Raw genomic sequence first — 13,904 nt, forward strand, 5'->3', positions numbered from 1 at the left:
CGTCGGGTCGACTCCTTCGTGAGCTCCGGGTGCGGAGAGTGGCCGTCCGGGAAACATATGCGGCTCACCCACGTGTCAGTACCACCAGATCCGCGTCGTGATCGGCGCTCCAGGCGAACGGCAGCCCGTAGTGCAGCAGATGGGCGCCGCTGTACGTGGTTCCCGTCGCCGTGTCCCGATAGCGTGCCGCCGGGTCCAGGGCCCGCAGCCGCAGCCGGTCGGGGCGGCCGGGCACGAGGGGCGCGCCGTCGAGGCGGCCCGTGCTCAGCGCGGCGACGACCGTACGGGCGCCGGTGTCGTACTGGACACCGCAGGTGGTGTCGGAGGGCGAGCCGAGCAGCCGTGCCTCTCCGTGGTGGAGCACGTCGCGGACCTCTTTGTAGCGGGCGATCCAGCGCGCGGCCTCGGCCAGCTGGTCCGGGGTCCAGGCGCGCAGGTCGGCCCCCACCCCCAGCACTCCGCACATGGCGTTGACGAAGCGGAACGCGAGACTGCGCGGGCGCGGGTCGAAGACGCCCGGCGCGTCGGTGACCCAGGAGCTCATGACGTGCGGCGCGTGGGCGTGCAGGAAGCCGTGCTGGACGCTCAGCCGGTCCAGCGGGGCGGTGTTGTCGCTGGGCCAGACGACGTCGGCGCGGGCCAGCGTCATGTGGTCGATGCGGGCGCCGCCGCCGGCGCAGCCCTCGACGGTGACGTCGGGGTGGGCGGTGCGCAGGTGGTCCAGGACGCGCAGGTAGCCGGCGACGTGCTCGGCGTCCAGGTCGACGCGCCCGGCGCCGGGGCGGCCGCGTTCGGTGGGCGGCCGGTTCATGTCCCACTTGAGGTAGCCGATGGCGTAGGTGCCCAGGAGCCGGTCCAGGGTGCCGATCACGAAGTCCTGGACGTCGGTGCGGCCGAGGTCGAGCAGGAGCTGGTTGCGCACGAGCCGGGCGGGCCGGTCGTCGATGCGGTAGACCCAGTCGGGGTGTTCGGCGTGCAGTCGGCTGCCGGGGCTGACCGCCTCGGGCTCGACCCACAGGCCGAAGTCGAGGCCGAGTCCGCGGACGTCCTCGACGAACCGGTCGAAGCCCTGCGGGAAGGCGGCCGGGTCCGGGTACCAGTCGCCGAGTCCACCGGTGTCGTCGTGGCGGCCGGTGAACCAGCCGTCGTCCACGACGAACAGTTCGGCGCCGATGTCGGCGGCCGTCCGGGCGAGTTCGAGCTGGCCGGCGGCGTCGACGTCGAAGCCGGTGGCCTCCCAGGAGTTGTAGAGCACCTTGCGGGTGCGGTGCAGGCGCTCGCCGCTGAGGTGGCGGTCGTAGCGGTGCCAGACGCGGGACAGGCCGTCGAGTCCGTCCGGGCTGAAGGCGCAGGCGAGTCGGGGTGTGGTCAGGGTGGCGCCGGGGTCCAGGACCACGGCCCCCTCGTGCGGGACGCGTCCCGCGCGGACCCGGATCGCGCCGCCGGGCTCGGCCTCGGCGGTGATGTGCCAGTTGCCGGGCCACTCCAGAGCCACCCCGTAGGCGGGGGCGTCGTCCGTGGTCAGGTCCTGCACGGCGAGCCAGGGCACGTAGGCGTGGCCGGGCACGCCCTGGGTGCTGCCGATGGTGAACGTGCCGCGGGTCAGGGCGAGTTGGGTGCGCTGGAACTCCTGGGACCACTGGCCGGTGAGGTAGGTCAGCCGTGCCCCGGTGGTGACGGGCACGTTCACGGCCGCCGAGTCGAGGCGTTCCAGGCGCAGTTCCTCGGTGCCCGTGCAGGTGAGTTCGGTCCAGCGGTGCAGGACGTCGGTGCCGGGCACGGTGGCGTAGCAGAGGGTGGTGCGCAGGCCCAGGACGTCGTCGGTGAAGGTCAGACGAAGACCGTCACCGCCCTCCGCACCCGGAATCTCCTCGGCGCCGGTGAAGGTCCACCAGCTGCCGCGTGCGTGGCCGGGGCGGCTCGCGACGAGGTCGGCGCCGTTGAACGGCCTCAGCCCGTACGGCAGATACTCGGCGGGGGCGGCGTCGGCGGGCGTGACGAAGTGGGTGCGGTGGGACCAGTCGAGCGCCGACGGCCCGGTCTCCACGCCGTGCGGCCCCCACGCGTCCAGCTCGGCCCACGGGCCGTCCGGGGACAGCCGCACCGTGTAACTGGTGTTCTCGGTGCGCAGGGTCCAGCGCTGGTACGGCGTCACTTGACTGCTCCGAGGTTCAGTCCGGCCACGAAGTGGCGCTGGAAGCGCAGGAAGACGGCGACGGTGGGGGCGGCGGCGATGACGGAGCCGGCGGCGATCACGTTCCACATGGACACGTACTGGCCCTGGAGGCCGATGAGGGCCGCGGTGATGGGCATCTTGGTGTCGCTGCGCAGTACGGTGATGGCCCACAGCAGGTCGTTGAAGATCCAGGTGAAGGACAGGGCGCTGAGCGCGGCGAGGGCGGGGCGGGCCAGCGGCAGGATGATCCGCCAGAAGATCTGCCAGGGCCCGGCTCCGTCGACGACGGCGGCCTGCTGGATCTCGGCGGGGATGGACCGCATGAACCCGTGCAGGACGAAGACGTAGAAGCCGACGCCGAACCCGATCTGCACGCCGATCAGGGCGGGCAGGGTGTCGTAGACGCCCATCAGCTCGCTGAGCTTGGAGACGGGGATCAGCAGGATCTGCGGCGGGAGCAGGTTGCCGCCGAGCATGAGCAGCAGCAGGAAACGGCGCAGGGGCATCTCGTAGCGGCTGAGCGCGAACGCGGCCATGGCCGCGAGGGCCAGCGTCACCAGCACGCAGGGCACGGTGACGATCAGGCTGTTGATCAGGGCGCGCTGCTGGCCGCCGTCGACCCAGGCCAGGCCGAAGTTGTCGAGCGTGAAGGAGTGGGGCCAACTGCCCAGCCCGTTCGCGGCGATGTCGTCGAAGGAGCGCAGGCTGGTCACCACGACCAGGGCGATGGGCAGCAGCCACACCAGGGCGAGGGCGCCGGCCGAGAGGTGGAATCCTGCGGTGGCGGCCCGCTTGCGGCGCAGCGCGGTGGAGTTGGCGGACATCAGTCGGCCTCCCGGAAGGCGCGCACGAGGTAGGAGGCGATGACGCCGAACGCCAGCAGGAAGATGACGACGGCCAGGGCGGAGCCGTAGCCGAGTCGCAGGGACTGGAAGGCGGTCGAGTACATGTAGGTGCTCAGCAGTTCGGACGAGTGGTAGGGGCCGCCGCGGGTCAGCGACCACACGACGTCGAAGGAGCGCAGCGAGTCGATGATGATGACCGACAGGACGACCGCGTTGACGCTGCGCAGCTGGGGCAGGGTGACATGGCGGAAGCGCTGCCAGGCGCTCGCGCCGTCGACCTTGGCGGCCTCGTACAGGGCGGGGTCGATGCCCTTGAGGCCGGCGAGGTACAGGACCATCACATAGCCGATCTGGCGCCACAGCGCGGGCACGATGACCGCGTACAGGGCGGTGTCCTGGTCGGCGAGCCAGGCGTGCCGCAGGCTGCCGAGGCCGACGGACTGAAGGAGCTGGTTGAGGACGCCGTCGGGCTGGTAGATGGCCTGCCAGACCAGGGCGGTGGCGACCAGTGAGAACACGACGGGCAGGAAGAGGGCGGCGCGGTAGAAGCCGACGCCGCGCCGCTCCTGCTGGAGCAGCATCGCGGCGGCGAGGCCGAGCAGGGCGGACAGGCCGCCGAACAGCACCAGCCAGAGCACCGTGTGGCCGACGGCTCCTCGGAAGACGTCGTCGCCCGCCATCTCGCGGAAGTTGTCCAGGCCGACGAACTTCGGCGCCGACACGCCGTCCCAGCTGGTCAGGGCGAGGTAGAAGCCCTGGAGGGCGGGCCAGAAGACCCACACCGCCTCGGCGAGCAGCGGGACGAGGACGAAGGCGAGCACCAGCGGGGGTGTGCGCCGCGGGCCCCGGGCCCGGCCGCCACGGGACGGCGCCGGGACCGGGGACTTGCGGTGGGGGGCGGTCAGGACGGCCATGTCAGGCGTTCCAGATCTTCTCGGCTTCGCGCTGCCAGTCGGTGAGGATGGACCCGATCTCCTTGGGCTTGGCGAGGAACTTGGTCAGCGCGTTGTCGGCGGTGGGCTGGAGGGCGTCGCTGGAGTCGCGGTTGAAGAACTGGGTGATCTCGGCCGCCTCCTCGATGTGCTTGCGGCCCTTGCGCACCAGCGGGGTGCCGGCGTCCTTGGCGTCGGGGTGGCAGGGCAGGACGGTGCCGGAGGAACCCTTGATGTAGATCTCCTGGGCCTCGGCGGTGGCGAGGTAGCCCAGCAGGTCGAGCACGCCGTCCTCGCGTCCGGTGCGGGCGCTGGCGAAGTAGCCGTCGGTGGGGGCCTCCTCGGCGAGCGGGACCTTCGGGTCGATGACCGGGAAGCGGAAGAAGTCGATGTCGTCGAGGGCGTCCTTGGGGGCCGCGTCGGCGAAGAAGGTGCCGATCAGCATCATGCCGCTGCGGCCGTTGAGCAGGGCGGTCGTGGCGTCCTGGAAGGCGCCGGCGGTGCCGTTCGGGTCGAAGTACGGCAGGACTTCCTGCCAGCGGTCGAAGACCTTGCGGACCTCGGGGTCGTCGAACCGGTGCTTTCCGGCGAGCAGTTCACGGTGGTACTCGGCGCCGTTGATGCGGATGTCCAGGTAGTCGAACCAGGCCGAGGCGACCCAGGCGGTGTTGCCGCCGGCGCCCAGGCCGATCGGGGCGACGCCCTTGCTCTTGAGCTTGTCGCACAGGTCGAGGAAGTCGTCCCAGCTCTTCGGCTCGCGCACGCCCCACTTGGCGAAGTGGGACTTCCGGTAGAACATGCCCCACCAGTAGTAGGTGGCCGGGACGAAGACCTTCTTGCCGGAGCTCGACGTGCACAGCGAGTTCAGCGCCTTGGAGTAGCGCTTGAGATCGGAGGAGCCCCAGAGGTCGTCGAGGCCGAGCAGCAGGTCCTTCTTCGCGTAGGCGTCCGCCACCGAGCCGGGGTACCAGGTGTAGACGTCCGGCGGGTTGGCGGAGGTCAGGTACGTCGGCAGCTGGGTGCGGAAGGTCTCCGCCGCGACGGTGTTGAGGCTGACGTCGCCGGCGTCCTTCTTGCCGTAGGCGGCGACCAGGTCCTGCATCGCCGCCTTGGCCTGCGGCGCGGACAGGTTGGACTGGAGGGTGACCGCGCCGTCGGAGGAGGACTTCGAGGAGGAGGTCGAGGTGACGCAGCCGCTGAGCAGCGCGGCGGTGCCGGTGGCGCCGAGTCCGGCGAGGAAGCGCCGTCGGCTGGTGTGCGGGTTCAACATGGAGGGCTCCCTGTGGATCCCCGCGGCGGGCCTGCCCTCCTGACGGCAGGGGGCCCGCGCGCGGCGGATCCAGGTTCGCGTGGCGCTTCCGCCACGTCAAGATTAATTACTAATTTATTTGAACTGGGTCCGGTGGACGTCCCCGTCGACCCCGCGGAACACGGCGTCGACCGTCCCGCCCGGTCCCGCGACCGCCCCGAGCGCGCCTTCGAACGCGGCGCCGGGGAACTCCTGACGCTTCGTCCAGCCCTGCCAGGAGCCGCCTTCGTGACGCTGCTGCCAGAGCGTGTAGTCACCCGCCCGCGCGTACAGCACCACCGCGTCCCCGACGGCGACCAGGGTCGGACTGCCGCTCACGGTCCCGCCGAGCGAGGTCCACGGCGACCACTCCCCCGCGGCGTCCCGCGAGCGGGTCCAGATGTCGTCGGCCGAGGTGCGCACGGCGACATGGAGCAGGCCCTGGGCGTCGACCGCGGCGGACGGCCTGCCGTAGACCGGCCGGTCGCCCGGCGCGCCCGGCGACGACCAGTCGGACGCCGGCCCGCGCTGCACGATCCGCCCGTCGGCCCCGCGCGCGACGATGGTCCAGTGATCGGGGTCGGTGAACGCCACCGACGGCGCGTCGGTCACCCGCCCGCCCAGGTTCTGCCAGCCGCCCCAGCGGCCGTCGGCGAACACCCGCCGGTGGACACGGGAGTCGGCGCCGCGCACGAACACGTCGATCCGGCCGCCCGCGGAGGCGTGGACGGAGGGCTGGCCGAGGATCCTGCCGGCCGCCGGGCCCCCCAGGTCCTTCGTGCGCGCGGTCCCGGTTCCGTCGGCGGACGCCGTGTGCTGGACGAGGTTCCCGCGCGGCCCGCGGAAGAAGGTGTCGAGCGTGTCGCCGGAACGTACGACGGCCGGGCTCGCGGTGGCCTTCTCACCGAGGCTCGTACCGGGCAGGGCGTCCTCGCCGGTGAGCTTCAGGAAGGCCGTGCCGTGCGCGGGGACCTCGACGGTGTACGACCCGGTGTGGGTGCCGCGGTCGGCGCGGGCCCGGAGGTCGCGCACCTCGACCACCCCGCCGAGCGCGGCGTCGGCGAAGTTCACGGTGCGCCGGGCCGGCTGGTCGGAGCGGTTCAGCAGGACGACCGCGCGTCGGCCGGGTCGCGAGAGGTCCTTGCTGTAGACGTCGCCGGTGGAGTCGGAGGCCACCCGGACGCCCTGGACGGCGAGCGGGTCCTGGTTCACGGCGATGATCTCGGGGTTGCGCAGCGTCCTGAGCATGGCCGCGGACAGGGTGCGCGGGTCGGAGCCGAGGACGAGCGGCGAGGCCATCTCGGCCCACATCACGAACTGGGTGGTCGACTCCTCCTCGGTCAGCTCCAGGGAGCCGTCGGCCATACGGCGCATGGGGATGAGGTAGTCGGGGTCGTTGTAGTGGCCGGGCCCCTGCGCCTCGGGGCGCCAGGCGTTGGCGTCCATGTTGCGCAGCACGTTGGGCCACTGACCGGGGCTCGGCGTGCCCCACGCGATGTCCGTGCCGGTGCGCCAGGAGTCCGCGATCGTCGGGGCGTAGGCGTAGGTGTTGTGCGCGTCCTGCTCGGGCGTGTGCGGCAGGCCCCAGTCGTCGGTGAGCGGGTTGCAGAGGTTGAGCAGCATCTTGCGCCCCGACTTGGCGACGGCGTCGCTGAACTCCTTGAACGCGGGCCCCGGATCGAGCTTGGCGCCGATGCCGCACAGGAAGTCGACCTTGATGGCGTCGACCTTCCAGTCGGCGAACTGCCGGGCGTCCTCGGTGTAGTGGCCGCGGCTGCCGAGACCGCAGGTCCTGCCGCCGTCGTAGGTGCCGGCGTCGGTGTAGATGCCGGCCTTCAGACCGCGCTTGTGCAGGTAGGAGACCAGGGCCGGGATGCCGGAGGGGAAGCGGTCCGGGTGGGCCGTCAACCGCCCCTGTGCGTCACGGGGGTTGTCGGCCTGCCAGCCGCCGTCCAGCCACACGATGTCGTAGCCGCTGTCACGCAGACCGCTGCTGACGAGCTTGTCGGCGACCGCGCGGACCTCCTTCTCGGTGGGCGCGCCGAGCCCGTAGTAGGTGTTCCAGCCCATGTACGGAGTCGGCGCGAGACCGCTGTCGTAGTAGGCGGGGGCTCCTTGGTCCACGGTGTCCGCGCTGTGGTGCGCGGCGCCCGCTGGGGCGGCCGAAGCGGTCAGGACCACGGAGATCGCGGTCGCGAGGGCGAGTGAAGTCACGTGCCTCTCCCGGAGGTTGGGAAGCAGGAGGAGGTGTGACGCGGGCCGCTCGGGTGCCGGGGCCTTCGGCGTCACGGCGAAGACTGTGGCGCGTGGCCGGAACCCTGTCAATATTAATTACTAATTTACAGAAACAAGGGTCCTCGGACGCCGGAAGCCTTGACGGGCCCACGGCGACGATGCAGGGTTCGGCAACGTTGCCGGCGACCGGCACGGGCGAGTGACGCCGCACGGACAGCGGCACCGGGCATTCAGAAACGGTGTCGCTGAATCCGATGAAAAGGATGCGTTGGACGTGAGAATCAGGCTGGAGCACAGTGAACACGTCCCTCACCGGACCGGACCACCCCGACTGCACCCCGCGGAGAACACTCGATGAACCACGTCGCCGATCCCGAGCGCTACAACGGCACCATGCGCTACCGGCGCACCGGACGCTCAGGACTCGACCTGCCCGTGCTGTCCCTGGGGTACTGGCACAACTTCGGTGACGACAAGCCCTTCGAGACCCAGCGCGAGATCGCCCTGCGCGCTTTCGACCTGGGCATCACCCACCACGACCTGGCCAACAACTACGGCCCGCCCTACGGCGCCGCCGAGATCAACTTCGGCCGGCTGATGCAGCAGGACCTCGCCCCCTACCGGGACGAGCTGGTCATCTCCACCAAGGCCGGCTGGGACATGTGGCCCGGCCCCTACGGCCAGGGCGGCGGTTCCCGCAAGTACGTGCTCGCCTCCCTCGACCAGTCGCTGCGCCGCACGGGGCTGGACTACGTCGACATCTTCTACTCCCACCGGCTCGACGCGAGCACGCCGCTGGAGGAGACGATGGGCGCGCTCGACACCGCCGTCCGCCAGGGCAAGGCCCTGTACGTCGGCATCTCCTCATACGACGCGGAGCGCTCCCGGCAGGCGGCGGCCATCCTGCGGGAGATGGGCACCCCGCTGCTCATCCATCAGCCGTCGTACAGCATGCTCAACCGCTGGATCGAGACCGAGGGCCTGCTGGAGACCGCCGAGCAGGAGGGCTTCGGGGTGATCGGGTTCACCGCGCTGGCCCAGGGGCTGCTGACCGGCCGCTATCTCGACGGTGTCCCCGCCGACTCGCGCGCGACGCAGGGCAAGTCGTTCGACGAGACCTGGCTGACGGACGACATGCTGGGCAGGCTGCGCGCGCTCAACGACATCGCGGCCCGGCGTGGGCAGAGCCTGGCCCAGATGGCGCTGGCCTGGGCCCTGCGCGACCGGCGTGTGACCTCGCTGGTGATCGGCGCCTCGCGCACCGAGCAGCTGGAGCAGAACGTGGCCGCGCTGGAGAACGCCGACTTCAGCGACGAGGAACTCGCCGAGATCGACAAGTACGCCACCGACGGCGGCGTCGACCTGTGGCGGGAGGCCCGCACGGGCCAACTCGGCTGAGGCCCCGGCCGCAGCCAACTCGGCTGAGGCCACAGCCGCCGCAGCCCCCTCGCGCACCCCGGACGCCCGACGGCATCCGGGGTGCGCCCGCGTTTCGGTGCGGCGCCCACCCGGGAAACGGGCCACGGCCCGGGATTTCGACCCGGAATTTCGGTCCGAATTTTGGTATGGACCTGACACGGCACCCTGGCTATGCTCGGCCCGACCCCGATTGAGAGCGCTCTCAGCTTGCGGTTGTTCCACCCCACCTTGCTGGAACGACGAAGGGCAACTCCCTTGAGACGCAGCAGACTCAAGTACGCCGGCCTGGCCGCGATCCTGCTGTTCGGCGGCCTGACCGCGGGCGGCACCGGACAGGCCGCGGCCGACGACTCCCCCACGGCGGCCGAGGCCGCACCCGCCTCCGCAGGACTGCTCCAGGCCATGCAGCGCGACCTCGGCCTGTCGAAGGAACAGGCCAGGACGCGGCTCGCGGCGGAACGCACCGCCACGGACCTCACACCGAAGGCACGCAAGGCGGCCGGATCCGCCTACGGCGGCTCGTGGTTCGACGCGAAGAGCGAACGGCTCACGGTGGCCGTGACGGCGGACGCGCCCGCCACGACGCTGCGGGAGGTCCGGGCCACCGGAGCGGCCGTGCGCACCGTCACGCACAGCGCTCGCGAACTGGACGCGGCCAAGGCACGCATCGACCGCCTCGCCGCACCCTCGGGCGTCAGTGGCTGGCACGTCGACCCGATGGCCAACACCGTGGTCGTGAACGTCGTCGACGACGCCCGCGCTGACAACGATGTCCGCGCCTTCGTCTCCCGTGCTCGCGCGACCGGCCCGGTCACCGTCAAGACGGTCGCGGACGCCCCGCGCACCTTCGCGGCCGGTACCGTCGGCGGCGACCCGTACTACACCGGCAACGTCCGCTGCTCCATAGGCTTCTCGGTGCACGGCGGCTTCATCACCGCCGGCCACTGCGGACAGGCGGGCGCCGGCGTCCGGGGCTGGGACGGCAGCTACATCGGGAACTTCCAGGGCTCCTCGTTCCCGGACAACGACTACGCCTGGGTGAACGTCGGCAGCGGCTGGTGGACCGTACCGGTCGTGCTCGGCTGGGGCACGGTCTCCGACCAGCTCGTGCGGGGCTCGGCCGAGGCACCCGTCGGGGCCTCCATCTGCCGGTCCGGCTCCACGACGCACTGGCACTGCGGCGCCGTACTGGCCAAGAACGAGACCGTCAACTACAGCCAGGGCGCGGTGCACCAGATGACCAAGACCAGCGTCTGCGCCGAACCCGGTGACTCCGGCGGCTCCTTCATCAGCGGCGACCAGGCCCAAGGGGTCACCTCGGGCGGCTGGGGCAACTGCTCCGGCGGCGGGGAGACCTGGTTCCAGCCCGTCAACGAGATCCTCGGCCGCTACGGCCTGACCCTGCACACGGCGTGACCTACAGCGGGGAGGGGTGTGGCCGGCGCTCCCCCGCCGGACCGCCCCTCCCCGCCGGGTGACCCCGGTGCCCCGATGCACGAGCCGCCGCGTCTCCCCCGGCGGCCGTGCGGCAGGATGAGCACCATGAGCGTAGTCAAGATCAACGTACTGACCGTCCCCGCCGAGCAGCGCGAGACGCTGGAGAAGCGCTTCGCCTCCCGTGCGCACGCCGTGGAGGGCTCGGACGGGTTCGAGTGGTTCGAGCTCCTGCGGCCGGTCGAGGGCACCGACACCTACCTCGTGTACACGCGCTGGCGGGACGAGGAGTCCTTCCAGGCCTGGATGGAGGGCCCCATGAAGTCGGCCCACCAGGGCGGTGCCACGGAGGGCGAGCGTCCCAAGCCGGCGGCGAGCGGGTCCACGCTGTGGTCCTTCGAGGTCGTGCAGCAGGCTGGCCCGAAGGGCGAGTAGCGCCTGGCGCACAGCGGTGGTGGGGGGGGGCGGGGCCCCCGCCATCACCGCTGTGCGGCCTCCGGGGCGCCGGTCCTCGCCGCGGCACTGCTCGAGCGGGTGACCGCGGCCAGTACGAAGGTGACGCTGATCAGCAGGGACCAGGCGCCGAACTTCTCCACGCCCACGGGCTGCCAGCCGTCCATCTGGTACGGGTAGCGCCAGGCTCCCACGTAGGTGGCGAGGTTCTCCGCGACCCACAGGAAGAAGCCGATCAGCACGAACGACAGCGCGAGCGGCATCCGGCGTCGCACACCGCGCACGGTGTAGCGCACGGACGTGCCGGCGGTGACGGCCAGCAGCACGGCGGCCAGCAGCCAGCGCGCGTCGGGCAGCCAGTGGTGGCTGAAGAAGTTGACGTAGATCGCCGCGGCGACCAGGGCCGTCGAGCGCGGCCGGTAGCGGACCAGCTCCAGGTCGAACAGCTGCCAGGCCCGGCAGACGTAGCTGCCGACGGCGGCGTACAGGAACCCGCCGTACAGCGGGACGCCCGCGAACTTCAGCACGGCCGGCTCCGGATAGCTCCATGATCCGAGGGACACCTTCACCAGCTCGAACGCCAGGCCGATGACATGGCAGACGGCGATGACGCCGATGTCCCGGCCGTTCTCCCAGCCCCGCAGCCAGAACAGCAGCGTCAGCAGCACGCCGTAGACGACGAGCAGGTCGTAACGGGCCACGGGCAGGCCCGGCAGCAGGGTCGACGCCGCCACGCCGGACATCAGGGCGATGGCGAAGGCACAGGACCGGGTCTGGATCCACGCGAACTCGAGCAGCTGGCGCACGGACGCGCCGAGGGGGCCGGTGATGCTGACGGTGACCATGATCCGTAGGACGAACACACGGCCCGGTCGGTTGCCCCCGTTCCCGACCGGGCCGTGCAGGCGCCGCGGCGCCGTCCGGTGGTCACGACCATAGGAGCCGGCGCCGTGGGAGCGGTACCTGAGAAATGTCAGGGTCCCCCGCGCGGCTTGGCTCCCTGGGGTTCGGGACGTCGGCCCGGTGCCGTGTGAACGACCCGCTGACGACAAGGTCGGCGTCGTCGCGGCCAGCCAGCCGCGCGGCGGCAGCGACATCGTGTGGGTCAACAACCTCTACATCCGGGGCGGCGAGAGGATCGCCGGCGTTCCGGACTGCTGACGGTACGGCGCGAGGCGAGTGAAGGCGGGGCGGAGGCCGTCGAAAAGCCGTTGCGGCCGCCCCGCCTTCCCCCGACCCTGAGGCCATGCCTTACGCCCTTCGTCCGGCCGGCCTCGCCGACGCGGCCGCCGTCACCGAGCTCCTCAACGAAGTCGACCGGATCGAGATCGGCCGTCCCGAGACCGACCTGCACACCGTCGAGGCCGATCTGAAACGGCCCGACATCGACCTGGGACGCGATTCCTGGCTGGCCTTCGACGGCGACCGGCTGGTGGCGTACGGCCTGCTGTGGGACGAGTCGGGCGGCGAGCGCGTCGACGTCGACCACTACGTGCTCCCCGATCACCAGGGGGCCGGTGAGCTGATCCTGGACGCGATGGAGGCCCGGGCCCTGGACAAGGCCCGTGAGAACGGTGCGACCAGGGCGGTGGTACATCTGCATCTCAACACCGAGCCGACCCTCGACACGGACCTGATCACCCGCCGCGGCTGGTCCGCCGTGCGCCGCTACCACGTGCTGCAACGGCCCCTGAACGGCGCCGAGGACCTCGTGCCGCAGCCTGCGAACGGTGTGCGGCTGCGGTCGTGCGCCGACGAGGCGGACCGCGTGCGCGTCCACGCGCTGTACCAGGCGAGCTTCGCCGAGCATTTCGACTTCCAGCCGCGCACCTACGAGCAGTGGCTGCACGACGTCGACGCGGACACTCTCGACTGGTCCATGGTGTGGATCGCCGGTACCGCGGAGCTGGGCGACGCCGGGTTCCTCATGGCGCGCGACGACCGTGAGGCCATGGGCTGGATCCGGAGCATAGGTGTGCTGCGTGCGGCCCGGGGCACGGGTCTGGGCGGCCTGCTGCTGCGGCACGCCTTCGCCGCGTTCGCCGCGCGCGGCCGGGAGACGGTGGGGCTCGGGGTGGACACCTCCAACGCCACGGGGGCTCCGGCGCTGTACGCACGGCACGGGATGGCCGTGCACTACGCCGTCGACACCTGGGAGACGGTCCTGAAGTGACGGGCCGGCGCCACCGCGCCGTGCTCCTGCGTCAGACGGCTGGATCCCTGTCCATCTCCCTTGCGGGCGCGCGCCTTTGCTCGTGGCGGAGGGCGGCGCCGGTGACGATCGCGCCGACCCCCTCCCACAGCCCCACGCCGAGGAAGCCGGACGGTGCCCGGCCGCCGATGACCGCGAGGGTGAAGACCGCGCAGGTCAGCAGGCGGAAGGGCACCGTCCAGCGGAAGAACGCCTTCCAGTCGGAGAGCGCGGCCAGTACGTAGTAGACGCCCATGTTGAGCGCCGCCATGGACGACGCCGTCAGGAAGACCGTCGTGTGGTCGCCCTCGGCCCGCCGGGAGTCCGCGACGGGCGTGAAGCCCATCAGCGTGAGCAGGGCGTCCGGGGCGACGAGCCCCACGACGCCCAGTCCGGCGGCGAGGACGCCGAAGACGGCCATGGTCCAGCCGGACGGTGAGCGGGGCAGGAGTCGCACGAAGTCCTCCAGGGACCAGGGGAGTCGAGTTCCGGCACCCCTTGCATACCGTGCGCCCCCGCCCGCCGTCGAGGCCGGTCAGCGGCCCGCCACACCCGCTCGCGCGCTGCCTCTTCGGGCGTTGTTGTACAGCCGCAGCAGATGCTTCGCCACCGCGCACGGCACGTTGTCCGCATGGCACTGCCGGCAGGTCCGCATGTGCTGCTCGTAGTCGGTATGTGCCCGCTGGAGGGCATCGCCTTGAGACGACATGGAAGTCCTCTGGGTGATCGAAGAAAGGGGGCGGCCGAGCGGGTGCCGCGGTGACCGTGCAGGGCACCTGAGACAAAAGTGGATCATGTTACTTGTGGTAGAGGGAAGTCGCGGCTCCGCCTGCCCCGTACGCCCCCCATGCGCTCCCGTCGGCCCTAAAAACGCTTGGACTGCGCCGCCACCGTCGCGGGACACTGCGTATTCGACCAGCGACTCTACGTA

Annotated in this window: 13 protein-coding genes; 5 read left to right on the forward strand and 8 right to left on the reverse strand. The window is 71.3% G+C overall.

The genetic code is table 11. From position 1 onward, the window contains the following. Positions 1-64: 64 nt before the first annotated feature. From ACGFW6_RS02840 to ACGFW6_RS02860, 5 genes are all read right to left on the reverse strand, one after another. Entirely contained in the window at positions 65-2,155 is a 2,091-nt protein-coding gene (locus tag ACGFW6_RS02840; RefSeq protein WP_393503950.1) for an alpha-galactosidase, read from the reverse strand. After that, the gene (locus tag ACGFW6_RS02845; protein ID WP_393503953.1) at positions 2,152-3,000 is read right to left on the reverse strand and encodes a carbohydrate ABC transporter permease; all 849 of its coding nucleotides are present in this window, start codon (positions 2,998-3,000) and stop codon (positions 2,152-2,154) included. Before ACGFW6_RS02845 ends, ACGFW6_RS02840 begins: the two co-directional genes overlap by 4 nt. Beyond that, positions 3,000-3,935 (reverse strand): carbohydrate ABC transporter permease, encoded by a 936-nt coding sequence (locus ACGFW6_RS02850; protein WP_393503956.1) that lies wholly within the window; start codon positions 3,933-3,935, stop codon positions 3,000-3,002. Before ACGFW6_RS02850 ends, ACGFW6_RS02845 begins: the two co-directional genes overlap by 1 nt. A 1-nt stretch (position 3,936) precedes the next feature. Further along, positions 3,937-5,223 (reverse strand): ABC transporter substrate-binding protein, encoded by a 1,287-nt coding sequence (locus tag ACGFW6_RS02855; protein ID WP_393503959.1) that lies wholly within the window; start codon positions 5,221-5,223, stop codon positions 3,937-3,939. A gap of 114 nt (positions 5,224-5,337) precedes the next feature. Further along, entirely contained in the window at positions 5,338-7,455 is a 2,118-nt protein-coding gene (locus ACGFW6_RS02860) for a glycoside hydrolase family 27 protein (RefSeq protein WP_393503962.1), read from the reverse strand. Between the two features lie 375 nt (positions 7,456-7,830). Between ACGFW6_RS02860 and mgrA the strand changes: the two genes are divergently transcribed. The 3 genes from mgrA (at position 7,831) to ACGFW6_RS02875 (ending at position 10,764) form a co-directional block, all read left to right on the forward strand. After that, positions 7,831-8,874: an L-glyceraldehyde 3-phosphate reductase gene (gene mgrA, locus ACGFW6_RS02865; protein WP_393503965.1), complete on the forward strand. Its 1,044-nt coding sequence runs from the start codon at positions 7,831-7,833 to the stop codon at positions 8,872-8,874. 276 nt (positions 8,875-9,150) lie between these two features. Then, positions 9,151-10,311, forward strand: a complete 1,161-nt coding sequence (locus tag ACGFW6_RS02870; protein WP_393503968.1) for a S1 family peptidase — start codon at positions 9,151-9,153, stop codon at positions 10,309-10,311. Positions 10,312-10,437: 126 nt separating this feature from the next. Further along, the gene (locus tag ACGFW6_RS02875) at positions 10,438-10,764 is read left to right on the forward strand and encodes an antibiotic biosynthesis monooxygenase (protein WP_030948149.1); all 327 of its coding nucleotides are present in this window, start codon (positions 10,438-10,440) and stop codon (positions 10,762-10,764) included. Between the two features lie 44 nt (positions 10,765-10,808). On the opposite strand, the gene ACGFW6_RS02880 is transcribed toward ACGFW6_RS02875, so the two are convergent. After that, positions 10,809-11,627, reverse strand: coding sequence for a DUF817 domain-containing protein (locus ACGFW6_RS02880; RefSeq protein ID WP_393503971.1), 819 nt, complete (start codon positions 11,625-11,627; stop codon positions 10,809-10,811). 178 nt (positions 11,628-11,805) lie between these two features. Here ACGFW6_RS02880 and ACGFW6_RS02885 point away from each other — a divergent pair, with 178 nt between their 5' ends. Continuing rightward, entirely contained in the window at positions 11,806-11,943 is a 138-nt protein-coding gene (locus tag ACGFW6_RS02885) for a hypothetical protein (RefSeq protein WP_393503974.1), read from the forward strand. Between the two features lie 85 nt (positions 11,944-12,028). Continuing rightward, positions 12,029-12,955 (forward strand): GNAT family N-acetyltransferase, encoded by a 927-nt coding sequence (locus tag ACGFW6_RS02890; RefSeq protein WP_393503977.1) that lies wholly within the window; start codon positions 12,029-12,031, stop codon positions 12,953-12,955. 31 nt (positions 12,956-12,986) lie between these two features. Here ACGFW6_RS02890 and ACGFW6_RS02895 read toward each other — a convergent pair whose 3' ends face one another. After that, a complete protein-coding gene (locus tag ACGFW6_RS02895) occupies positions 12,987-13,394 on the reverse strand; it encodes a hypothetical protein (RefSeq protein WP_393505059.1) in 408 nt (135 codons plus the stop codon). Between the two features lie 114 nt (positions 13,395-13,508). After that, complete coding sequence (locus ACGFW6_RS02900) at positions 13,509-13,682, reverse strand: hypothetical protein (RefSeq protein ID WP_393503980.1); 174 nt, start codon at positions 13,680-13,682, stop codon at positions 13,509-13,511. Between the last annotated feature and the right edge of the window lie 222 nt (positions 13,683-13,904).

Origin of the sequence: Streptomyces sp. Y7 (assembly GCF_043195415.1) — a bacterium.
Lineage (GTDB): Bacteria > Actinomycetota > Actinomycetes > Streptomycetales > Streptomycetaceae > Streptomyces.